Source organism: Tatumella ptyseos ATCC 33301 (assembly GCF_000735525.1).
Taxonomy (GTDB): Bacteria; Pseudomonadota; Gammaproteobacteria; order Enterobacterales; family Enterobacteriaceae; genus Tatumella; species Tatumella ptyseos.
The window spans coordinates 1-3768 of sequence record NZ_JMPR01000042.1 but is presented as its reverse complement, the minus strand read 5'-3'; the positions used below and the strand labels follow the sequence as shown (position 1 = coordinate 3768).

The following is a 3768-nucleotide window of genomic DNA, read 5'->3' as shown; positions in this document are numbered from 1 at the left end:
AAAGCAAAAGCCGAACAGCAGGCGAAAGCCCAGGCGGCGGCAGAAGCGAAAGCAAAAGCCGAACAGCAGGCGAAAGCTCAGGCAGCGGCAGAAGCGAAAGCAAAAGCCGAACAGCAGGCGAAAGCTCAGGCAGCGGCAGAAGCAAAAGCGAAAGCGGAACAGCAGGCGAAAGCCAAAGCAGCGGCAGAAGCAAAGGCGAAGGCAGAGCAGCAGGCGAAAGCCAAAGCTGATGCGGAAGCTAAAGCTAAAGCTGCCGCCAGGGCAAAAGCGGCTGCTGCAAAAAATACCAGTGAAGTGGATGACTTATTGGGTGGGTTAGCCTCCGGTAAGAATGCACCTAAATCCGGTAAAAACGCAGGGGCATCTGCCGCAGGGCAGGGCAATCAGCATAAATCAGGTGCATCTGGTGCCGCTATACAGAGTTATATTGGTCAGGTACAGGGCGCTATCCAGAGTAAGTTCTACGACTCTGATAACTACGCAGGGAAAACCTGTGATGTAAATATTAAGCTGGCTCCAGACGGATTATTGATCTCAGCAACGGCGGCGGGCGGCGATCCTGCTCTATGCCAGGCCGCGATCACCGCAGCAAAAATGGCGCATATTCCGAAACCACCAAGCCAGGAAGTCTGGCAGGCAGTGAGGGATGCGACACTGGAGTTTAAACCTTAACCGTGTCTCCGGCGTAAGTATCGACTATGCTAGGTAGAGCAACCGATACTTGCGCCAGACAATTACCGGAATTTATACGAATTATCATGGGCGTGAGTTCAGATAAGGGAGAGAAGATGAAGCAGGCATTTCGTATAACGTTAGGTGTATTTTTACTATTATGGGCGGTGGTTTCACAGGCTGAAGTCCGGATTGAAATCACCCAGGGGGTAAATACTGCACGTCCTATCGGTGTCGTACCTTTCCAATGGACAGGTACAGGCCCGGCGCCGGCAGACATTGGTGGGATTATTGCCGCAGATTTACGTAACAGTGGTAAATTTAACCCGTTAGATCGTTCCCGCTTACCGCAGGAACCAACCACAGCTCAACAGGTTCAGCCTGCGGCGTGGTCTGCACTAGGTATTGATGCTGTTGTTGTAGGTCAGATCCAGGCGAATGCCGATGGCAGCTACCAGATCTCTTATCAACTGGTCGATACTGCGGGCTCTCCGGGCACCGTGATGTCGCAGAACAGTTATAAAGTGACTAAGCAGTGGTTACGCTATGCGGCTCACACCGCCAGTGATGAAGTATTCCAGAAGCTGACCGGTATCAAAGGCGCATTCCGTACACGCATCGCTTACGTGGTTGAGACCAACGGCGGACAGTTCCCGTATGAGTTACGCGTCTCCGATTACGATGGTTACAACCAGTTTGTGGTCCATCGTTCACCGGAACCGCTGATGTCACCGGCCTGGTCTGCTGATGGTAACGAACTCGCCTACGTTACCTTTGAAACAGGACGTTCAGCACTGGTCGTACAAAATCTGTCTAACAGCACTATCCGTACTATCGCTGATTTCCCGCGCCACAATGGTGCTCCGGCGTTTTCTCCGGATGGCAAAAAACTGGCATTTGTATTGTCTAAAACCGGCAGTCTGAATTTGTATGTGATGGACCTGGCGTCCGGACAGATCCGTCAGCTGACAAATGCACGTTATAACAGCACCGAGCCGACCTGGTTCCCGGACAGTGAAACACTGGCCTATACGTCGGATCAGGCAGGACGTCCGCAAATTTATAAAATGAATATTAACGGGGGGACTCCGCAACGCATTACCTGGCAGGGTGGTCAGAACCAGGATGCGGATGTTTCTCCGGATGGTAAATTTATGGTGATGGTGAGTACCGCAAGCGGTGCACAGCATATCACTAAACAGGATCTGGAAACGGGAGCCGTTCAGCAATTAACGGACACGTATCTGGATGAGACGCCAAGTCTTGCACCTAACGGCACAATGGTTATTTATGGCTCCACCGAGGGCTATAACTCCGTATTGCAGTTGGTTTCAACTGACGGGCGTTTCAAAGCGCGTCTTCCGGCGACTGATGGACAGGTATCTTCGCCTGCCTGGTCTCCGTATATGTGATGCATGTGTAAATATGTATGGCAAACAATAATAGGGTGTTGAAATGCAACTGAATAAAATGCTGAAAGGCCTCATGCTGGCCCTGCCTGTACTGGCTGTTGCGGCTTGTAGCTCGCACAAAAATGACAATGACCAGAGTGGCTCAACTACCGGTGCTGACAGCGCTTATGGTAGCGGCCAGAATGGCGGTAATATGTCTTCTGATGAACAAGCGCGTATGCAAATGCAGCAGCTTCAGCAGAACAATATTGTCTACTTTGGTCTGGACAAATATGACATTCAGCCTGAGTACGCTCGTATGCTGGATCAGCACGCGAACTTCCTGCGTAGCAACCCGTCTTACAAAGTCACTATCGAAGGCTTTGCGGACGAACGTGGTACACCGGAATACAACATCGCCCTGGGCGAACGTCGTGCTAATGCTGTTGAAATGTACCTGCAAGGCAAAGGGGTATCTGCTGACCAGATGTCCATCGTGTCTTACGGTAAAGAAAAACCTGCAGTACTGGGCCACGACGAAGCCGCATGGGCTAAAAACCGTCGCGCCGTACTGGTGTACTAAGAGAGTCATATGATTAGTAACTTCAGACGTCATGCACTGAGTCTGTCGTTACTGATTGGTGTAGCGGCCGTTCCGGCCGCTTTTGCACAGGCGTCAATCAGTAGCGTTGGCTCTGGCTCGGTAGAAGACCGGGTCACCACCCTCGAACGTATTTCTAACGCACAGTCTCAACTTATGCAGCAGTTGCAGCAGCAGCTGAATGATACCCAAAGTGATATTGACTCGTTGCGTGGACAGATTCAGGAAAACAGTTATCAGCTCAGCCAGGTGGTTGAACGGCAAAACCAGCTCTATCAGCAGATAGACACGCTGAGCAGCAATAACACGACTCAGACAACTCCCGCGAATTCTGACAGTAAGGATGCCACGGCCGCTTCAGGAAGTGCTCCGGCCGCTGCCGCCAGCCCGGCCGCGCAGTCAGGTGATGAGAACTCTGACTACAACGCCGGCATTGATCTTATTCTGAAGCAGAAGAAGTTTGATCAGGCAATCTCTGCTCTGCAGACGTGGGTAAAAAAATATCCGGACTCTACGTATCAGCCGAATGCCAACTATTGGCTGGGACAGTTGTATTACAACAAAGGTCAGCTGGATGATTCTGCCTACTATTTCGCGACCGTGGTAAAAAATTATCCTAAATCGCCTAAAGCCCCGGAAGCCTTATTCAAGGTCGGTGTTGTGATGCAGGATAAAAAAGATACAGCCAAGTCGAAGGCAGTGTTTGAACAGGTAATTAAACTTTACCCCGGTACGGCATCGGCCAGGGATGCTAAAAAACGACTGGAAGCAGGTCAGTAAATAGCAAACTCACCCGGAATCGTGTGATTTATGGACGTAGCGGGTGAAAGCTAAGCAACCAGTCAGTTATTTTTCAAATAAGAGTTGCGCTATCCAGTTAAATCAGTAATATATGCCGCCGTTGCCGGGTGATAAGCGAAATGCATTCGGTGGCGGTAAAAGAGGGTCGTTAGCTCAGTTGGTAGAGCAGTTGACTTTTAATCAATTGGTCGCAGGTTCGAATCCTGCACGACCCACCATCTTTCTGTTGTGAAGGGTGGGGGTGTTAAACTCTTTTATCTGTTTTGTGGCTGACGGGTCGTTAGCTCAGTTGGTAGAGCAGTT

General features: G+C 50.6%; 4 protein-coding genes and 1 tRNA gene. All 5 read left to right on the top strand.

Features of this window, described 5'->3' with window-relative positions; translation table 11 throughout:
- Nucleotides 1–672 (top strand): cell envelope integrity protein TolA (gene tolA, locus GTPT_RS13720; protein WP_038011638.1); only part of this gene is annotated, 672 nt, incomplete at its 5' end.
- 116 nt (nt 673–788) lie between these two features.
- Nucleotides 789–2084: a Tol-Pal system beta propeller repeat protein TolB gene (gene tolB, locus GTPT_RS13715; RefSeq protein ID WP_025902945.1), complete on the top strand. Its 1296-nt coding sequence runs from the start codon at nt 789–791 to the stop codon at nt 2082–2084.
- Nucleotides 2085–2127: 43 nt separating this feature from the next.
- Entirely contained in the window at nt 2128–2646 is a 519-nt protein-coding gene (gene pal / locus GTPT_RS13710) for a peptidoglycan-associated lipoprotein Pal (RefSeq protein ID WP_025902944.1), read from the top strand.
- A gap of 9 nt (nt 2647–2655) precedes the next feature.
- On the top strand, nt 2656–3444 hold the full coding sequence (cpoB, locus tag GTPT_RS13705) for a cell division protein CpoB (RefSeq protein WP_029990757.1): 789 nt from the start codon (nt 2656–2658) through the stop codon (nt 3442–3444).
- 163 nt (nt 3445–3607) lie between these two features.
- Nucleotides 3608–3683: transfer RNA gene (locus tag GTPT_RS13700), tRNA-Lys, on the top strand.
- Nucleotides 3684–3768: the final 85 nt, after the last annotated feature.

Excerpts from the sequence above, each read along its gene's own strand:
- tolB (WP_025902945.1), top strand. The coding sequence starts at position 789 with ATGAAGCAGGCATTTCGTATAACGTTAGGTGTATTTTTACTATTATGG.
- pal (WP_025902944.1), top strand. The coding sequence starts at position 2,128 with ATGCAACTGAATAAAATGCTGAAAGGCCTCATGCTGGCCCTGCCTGTA.
- cpoB (WP_029990757.1), top strand. The coding sequence starts at position 2,656 with ATGATTAGTAACTTCAGACGTCATGCACTGAGTCTGTCGTTACTGATT.